This window comes from Vibrio sp. V23_P3S9T160 (assembly GCF_963886625.1).
Lineage (GTDB): Bacteria > Pseudomonadota > Gammaproteobacteria > Enterobacterales > Vibrionaceae > Vibrio > Vibrio anguillarum.
In genome coordinates this window covers 6,341-12,766 of record NZ_CAWPDB010000185.1, presented here as the reverse complement: position 1 = coordinate 12,766, position 6,426 = coordinate 6,341, and the positions used below count along the sequence as shown (strand labels likewise).

The window sequence follows — 6,426 nt, the reverse complement described above, 5'->3', positions numbered from 1 at the left end:
AAAATGCAGAATTAGGACTATATTCAACAATCCAAGAAGAATATAGAAAAGAAAAAACCGATAATGCAAAAAAAATCATTAAAGCATGGGTTCGGGCTATTTTATTTATACATAAAAATACTATAGGAAAGATCAGATAGAACTGCCATTCTACAGAAAGACTCCAAGTATGAAGGAGAGGCTTGTAAATACTTGCTGCAGCATCATAGGTGTCTTCAGAGCTAAAGTATATATTGGACTGAAATAGCATTGCCGCTTTTAGTGACTTTGCATATAAAAGAAACTCCGAGGGAAGAAGTATAATGTAAGCAGCTAAAGATACAACACAAAGGACAAACAATAAAGCTGGTACAATTCTCTTGAACCTAGAAATATAAAACTCTAGAAAGCTAAAATCATTTTTATCTAATGAACTATAGATGATTTTAGTGATTAGATACCCTGAAAGTACAAAAAAAACATCAACTCCCAAATAACCACCAGAGAAAAATCTGACACCAAAAACCGATATATCTGCGTGATATATAATTACGGAAAGTACAGCTAGTGTTCTCAAGCCATCCAACTGTGGCCTATATGTTATTCTCTTCAATCTGATTACCTTTTATACTTATTTTTTATAAGGTGCTTAAAGAAACTTTCAAGAATGTCACATATTCTGTCCACTTCAGAACAGCTTAATGAAGGATGAACTAAAAACATCAATGAGCTTTGTGATAACAGCTTTGCATTCTCTAACCTTTGAGTGGGCCTTAGGTCCGGTTCAAAAGCCTTTTCCATATAGATTTCACTGCAGCTTCCTTGATAAACTGGCACACCTAAAGCAGTAAGGCTTGAAATAATTTCGTCGCGCTCAATTTCTGAAAATACATCAGACAGAAACATATAATATTTATAACCTGCATGCACAGAATATTCAGGTATATTTATGCTTTTCAGGAACTCAAATTTTCCCACGACCTCGTTATACTTTTCCATATAGCTACGACGGGTATCACACCACTCCTCAACCTTCGTGAGTTGATAACGACCGATCGCTGCCTGAATTTCAGTCATGCGGTAGTTTGAACCGAAACTATCATGCAACCATCGAAACTTTCCTTTTTCGGTACTTTGATAAAGCATTTTCTGTCGGTTTTTACCATGATCTTTATAAGACCAGATAAACTCAAATAGCGCTTTATCATTTGTTGTTATCATCCCACCTTCACCTGCAGTGGTAATTATCTTATCCTGACAAAACGACCAACAACCTACATGGCCAATAGAGCCCACTGAACTTCCTTTATATTTTGCACCATGTGCTTGGGCGCAATCTTCTATGACATAACAATTTAAATGTTCAGCTAAAACCATAATGTCGTCCATTTCTGCTGGTAGTCCAGCTAGGTGAACTACAATAACGGCTTTGGTGGCTGAAGTAACGACACGTGAGATGGTCTCTGCGGAAATGTTCTGACTTTCGAGTTCAACATCAGCAAAAACAGGCTTTGCTCCAACTGCAACAATTGCAGATGCGGATGCGATGAAAGTTCGAGGAGTTGTGATGACTTCATCTCCCGGGCCGATTCCCATCGCCTTTAAGGCCAATTCCAAGGCTACCGTACCATTACTAAGAGCGACTGCGTATTGCGTACCACACCAAGCGGCATACTCTTCTTCAAATGCTCTACCATGAACCCCTGTCCAATAGTTGACACGATTTGATCGGATCACATCAGCGATGATGTTTGCCTCATCCTCTGAATAATTCGGCCAAGGGGAAAATCCTGTATTTAGCATCAATAAACCTATTTCAATAATTCTTTTGCTGGCGACCCGATGACAGTTGCCGCAGGTTTAACTTCTTTAACCACAACCGCACCAATTCCAACGATTGCACCGGAACCGATAAATACGTTTTGTCTAATACTACAATTTGCACCAAGCCAACAATAGTCTCCCACATGCACATTTCCAGAAAGCACGGCACCAGGAGATATGTGACTAAAATTACCTATACGGCAATCATGCTCAACCACAGATGATGTATTTATAATCACACCCTCACCTATCTGAGCGAAAGCGTTGACAACAGCACGGGGCATGATTACTGTCCCTGCCCCTATTTGAGCATGAATGCTAATAACTGAACTTGGGTGTATTAAAGTAATGCGTTTCTGAAGAGCAAACTTTTGAATCAAAGCTGAGCGGACATCGTTCTGACCGATTGCAACGACTATTCCGCAGTAGTCACTTTGCTGCTTTTCTAAGTCTTCCACTGTCCCTTTTACTTTCCAAGCACCAAATATTTGACCTGCTTGCTTACCATCATCATAAAAGTCGATCAATTCATATCCGCATTGTGATGCAATATCTGCAATTACCTTTCCATGTCCACCAGCTCCAATAATTGCAAGTGAATTCATAATTTTTGTCCTGTGAATGGCTTGGTAGTTTCACTACCTAATGACGTAATATCCGATTTTCTAATCACCTTTAAAGAGGTCTTGAACAAAATTTCAATATCCAGCTTTAGTGACATGTTATCTACGTACCAGACGTCAAGTTTGAACTTTTCTTCCCACGAGATACTGTTTCGACCGTTGACTTGGGCAAAACCAGTAATTCCTGGCTTTACCTCATGACGCCTAGCTTGCTCTCTTGAGTACAATGGGAGATATTCCACCAGCAGAGGCCTTGGACCGACCAAACTCATCTCGCCTTTAATAACGTTCCATAGTCCAGGTAATTCATCTAGGCTACTTGCTCGAAGCCACTTTCCAAAACTGGTTAATCTAACTGCATCTGTTTTAACATTCTCCAGAGCAATCAAACTATCTACGTTAAGCATTGAACGAAATTTGTACATTCTAAAAAGAGAACCGTTGAGACCTGGACGCTCTTGGCAAAACAGTATTGGTCGACCAAGCTTCAATAAAACAAGCAAAGATACAAGGAGATAAAGTGGTGACAACAACACCAAGGCTGTTACAGATACTACGATATCGAAAGTTCGTTTAATTATCAAATAGTGCACAATATTTCTCTGCTAGCTTGCTGTAGTTTAATTCCTCAACTATATACTGGCGAGAACGCAAGCCAAATAGCTCTTTCTCTCTATCCGTTAATGAAAGATATTCTCTCACCTTTTCATAGAATATGCTCTCATCATATGGAGCAATTACCACTCCAGCCCCAGACTCTTCTAACATCGGACAAAACACATTGCCAATACATATTGTTGGCTTACCTGCGTACATGTAGTCTACAAACTTGTTAGGGGACACTCCGTACATAAAAACGGGCTTCTCATCGAATGAGTGCAGCAATAGATCGGCATGTTTCAATATACTATGAAGTGCTTCTCTACTGACTTTCGGCGCTATCGTTACGTTGTCCATACCACGAGACATGTTCTGAAGTTTTTCAAGTTCAGGCCCATCGCCTATCAAGACAAAATGCACATCTAGATTCTTTTTGGCATTTCCTGCTAATGAAAGAATACGTGATAGCTTATAAGCTTGGTTAAAAGAGCCAGCATATACAAGATTAGGTTTATCAGCTGAGAAATAACTTTTAATATAGCCCGGATTTATCTCAGTTTGTTCTTTCTCATAGAAGTCCAAACTGACACCATGAGGTATACAAATGACTTGTTTATCTTCTTGAATCTGCTTTCTAACATGTAAATTCAATCTCCCCATGGTACCAACAATAATATCAGAACTCTTGTAACCTAACTTTTCAATCCAAGATAAAAAGCAAACGAGTGGATGAGTCAAATTTAGGCCTTTTAATTCTACTAATGACTGTGGCCAAATATCTCTTACTTCAAAAATAAACTTACAGCCATAAAATCGTTTGAGTAACACTCCTGAGATAACGCTTAGAATTGATAAAGACGATGCGATAACTACGTCTGGTTTCTCTCTACACTTTTTTATGCCATAGATAAAAGTCATTATTTCAAAATGAAACCAAGACAAAATTCTATACGGTGAGTTTGAATTTTTATACTTTAATGTATTAACCCAAACAACGTTGAACCCGCTGTAATTCTCTTCTTTGAAAAACCCTCTGAATTTAGGCAAGGCACTATATAGATGAGATGAATTCGACAGTATGAGAGTAACGTCGTTACCTTTCTTAGAAAACTCTTTGCAGAAATATGACTGTCTAGTATCCGCACCATATTTTGATATGTTCGCGTATTTTGATATATACCATATTTTCTTATGGTTATCTTTCATTCTATCAACTCGTCGTATACGTCTATCATCTTATCTAGCGAGACATCCCATGAGTAGTTCTCCAGAACGTGTTGTCGGCCTAATTTGCCCATTTTCTCTCTCAATCTTTCATTAACTACCAATCGACAAATTGCCTGCGCTGCTGCTTCCGGGTTATCTCTTTCAACAATCAAACCTGTTTTTCCGTCAACAACGACTTCTTTAAAACCGGATACATCTGAAACAACAACTGGTAGACTGCAGGCATTTGCCTCGACAGCAGCAACCCCAAAGCTTTCGCTGTCAAGTCGGCTTAATGCTACGTATATATCCAATGCGTTAAGAATCTGAGGAACAAGGGAGTTGTCAATATAGCCTCTAAACTGAACTAACCGGGAAACACCAAGACTGCTTGCTAATCTTTTGAGGTTTTCCTCTTCTGGTCCATTACCCACTATGACCAATTCTAGCTCGGTATCTTTGCAGTGACTAACTACGATAGCAAACGCTTTTATTAGTGTGTCAATACCGTATTTTTTATGAAGAAGCTTAACTGTGCCTATGGAGACCTTCGGCTTTGGGCCGTCCATATTTTTATCAATGGGGCAAAATAAATTGGTATCCACACCAAAAGGTGTGACATGAATAGGTGGTAAAACGGGGGTGATGGCTTTGATCACCGTAAGCATACAATGACTAGTGGTTCCGATTGCCCTAGCTCTTTGAAGGTTATTTTTTACCAACCAATGATTAAATCTACTTTTACCTGGGAAATCATACACGTCAGCACCCCAAGCAGAGAGCATAACGTTTTTATACCCACTCAACGCTGCTAATGAACCATACCCACTAACATAATGGGCGTGTAAGAGATCTGGCCTTATTCTTTTGAGAAGCCTTTTTAATTTGACCGCTGCAATGATGTAGCCATAGGGCGCATATGGAGTAAGCTGGTGGAGTTGAATACCTTCAGAGTATTGTTCTGTGATCGGGTTGCAACTCACAAGATGAATTTCAATTCCTTTTGAGTAAAGCCCTTCAGCCCAACGTCTGATATGAATGCTATTTGCATTGCCTAATAGAGCTATCTTCATTGCTTCACACTTCCCAGAGCGACTTCGACCTCTCTACAGCGTTTCTCCCATGAATATAAATGGGCCCTTTCTCTTACTGTTTCAGCAAATGCAGGAATACTATATTTCTCATCTAACAATTGCTGAAGAAATTCTTTTAATGAATGTTCAGAGTAATCAACTTTCCAACCTAACCCCTGTTCATTCACAAACTCCCCAACCCAAGTACTCGCAGTGGCAATGACTGGCTTACCATAGCTAACGTACTCAAAGAGTTTAACCGGCACCGCAAAGTCCCTATACTCAGTTGGCTCCATGTAAAGACATGCACAATCTACATTTTCATATAGCGCTTCCAACTCCTTCCCACTGCGGCTAACAACCTGTACATTGCTTGGTAAGTTACGGATGATTTCCCTCAGAGCTTTGGCATCTGCTTCACGAGTACAGATGGTAAAATTTATACTTTCGTGGAAACACTCTCCAACAACCCTAATAAAAAGGTTTATATTGTAATAGCCTACCATACCACCAACATAAAAAATTTCTAGCTTATCTCCAACTTGCTTTGTTTTAGATACTACAGATATAGAACCAGGGTTCAGTTCAAAAAATTTACTCTGCTGAATATAAGGTATGTACTTTTTCATATTCAATGAAGGCACAAACATACTATCTATAAATAAGTTATAGATAACCAACTCCGCTCTATAAAAAAAGTGAGTAATGAGTTTTTTAAGACGTTGATTAAGTGATAGTGATGACAACTCTTCGAACTGCCAATAAACATCTCGATAAAAAACTCCGATTTTAACCTTTTTCTTATTTAGAAAACTAAAAAAAATCGCATCCATGAATGGGCTTCTAGGGATGTGATCCTTATCTGTTAGAGATAAGGGCATAGTAGACGCTTCTGAATAACAAAAATCATATCTATTCCCATCTTTAATTTTTTTCTTTACTTTCTGTATTGCTGAATATCTCTCTTTTGAGTAGCCAACAACAAGTTCTACATCGTAGCCAAGAGAAATAAATGCTTTATACATTTGAACTGGTCGTATTCCACTTCCTGATGGAGCCTCGAAGTTTAGAGGTAATGGATGATGAAATATTATACTTTTTTTCATGCTATCAAAAATCAG

7 protein-coding genes are annotated in these 6,426 nt (G+C 38.7%); all 7 read right to left on the bottom strand.

Annotated elements, in window-relative coordinates:
- Positions 1–592 (bottom strand): acyltransferase family protein (locus AACU59_RS17520; RefSeq protein ID WP_161437723.1); only part of this gene is annotated, 592 nt, incomplete at its 3' end.
- A gap of 5 nt (positions 593–597) precedes the next feature.
- Positions 598–1,782 carry a DegT/DnrJ/EryC1/StrS family aminotransferase gene (locus AACU59_RS17515; RefSeq protein ID WP_129532034.1) on the bottom strand — a complete coding sequence of 395 codons (1,185 nt, stop codon included), beginning with the start codon at positions 1,780–1,782 and terminating at the stop codon, positions 598–600.
- Between the two features lie 8 nt (positions 1,783–1,790).
- Positions 1,791–2,408, bottom strand: a complete 618-nt coding sequence (locus AACU59_RS17510) for an acetyltransferase (RefSeq protein WP_094145525.1) — start codon at positions 2,406–2,408, stop codon at positions 1,791–1,793.
- Entirely contained in the window at positions 2,405–3,019 is a 615-nt protein-coding gene (locus tag AACU59_RS17505) for a sugar transferase (RefSeq protein WP_164996736.1), read from the bottom strand. Before AACU59_RS17505 ends, AACU59_RS17510 begins: the two co-directional genes overlap by 4 nt.
- Positions 3,000–4,232 (bottom strand): glycosyltransferase family 4 protein, encoded by a 1,233-nt coding sequence (locus AACU59_RS17500; protein ID WP_094145524.1) that lies wholly within the window; start codon positions 4,230–4,232, stop codon positions 3,000–3,002. The genes AACU59_RS17505 and AACU59_RS17500 overlap by 20 nt, the downstream gene beginning before the upstream one ends.
- Positions 4,229–5,305 (bottom strand): glycosyltransferase, encoded by a 1,077-nt coding sequence (locus AACU59_RS17495; RefSeq protein ID WP_094145523.1) that lies wholly within the window; start codon positions 5,303–5,305, stop codon positions 4,229–4,231. Before AACU59_RS17495 ends, AACU59_RS17500 begins: the two co-directional genes overlap by 4 nt.
- A partial coding sequence (locus AACU59_RS17490) for a glycosyltransferase (RefSeq protein ID WP_237666616.1) occupies positions 5,302–6,426 on the bottom strand: 1,125 nt, incomplete at its 5' end. The genes AACU59_RS17495 and AACU59_RS17490, both read right to left, overlap by 4 nt.